1 protein-coding gene is annotated in these 698 nt (G+C 50.3%); it reads left to right on the top strand.

Annotated features, from left to right (window positions below; genetic code table 11):
• Positions 1-643 (top strand): IS3 family transposase (locus tag HBA93_RS17910; protein WP_221724194.1); only part of this gene is annotated, 643 nt, incomplete at its 5' end.
• Positions 644-698 lie beyond the last annotated feature (55 nt).

The raw sequence follows: 698 nt of genomic DNA, 5'->3' as shown, positions 1-698 counted from the left end.
AATCTCAGAGAAGGTTGTGCAGCGCTTGATGAAGCAGGAGAACTTGATCGTTGCCACGCCAAAGCGGCGTCGATACCGCTCTTATCTTGGAGAAATCAGTCCGGCACCCGAGAACCTTATTAATCGCGACTTCCAGGCCTCAGCCCCAAACGAGAAATGGCTGACCGATATCACTGAATTCCATATCCCGGCTGGCAAAGTGTATCTCTCACCCATCATCGACTGTTTCGATGGTTTGGTTATCAGCTGGTCTATCGGAACGAAACCCGATGCGGAATTGGTCAATATGATGCTCGATACCGCCATAGAAACTCTCACAGGTAGAGATGAGCGGCCAATATTGCATTCTGATCGTGGTGCACACTATCGCTGGCCGGGTTGGCTATCGAGGATTAGTCATGCGAAGCTGGTGCGTTCAATGTCCCGCAAGGCGTGCTCCCCAGATAACGCTGCGTGCGAAGGCTTCTTCGGAAGGCTGAAAACAGAGTTCTTTTATCCCAGCGATTGGAAGAACACCACACTCGAGCAGTTTATCAATGAAGTTGATGGCTACATTCGGTGGTACAACGAGAAACGGATCAAGATAGCGCTTGGCGCTCGAAGCCCAATCGAATATCGAAACAGTCTTGGCATTGTGACGTAAAACCAGTCCAAGTTTTTGTCCGCACCCCCACTGGGTCAGTTCTCAGTGACAATCA

The organism is Ochrobactrum sp. SFR4 (assembly GCF_019730395.1).
In the GTDB taxonomy this organism is placed as follows: Bacteria; Pseudomonadota; Alphaproteobacteria; order Rhizobiales; family Rhizobiaceae; genus Pseudochrobactrum.
Note: the sequence above shows the minus strand (reverse complement) of the source record. Positions and strands in the feature narration are given on the sequence as shown.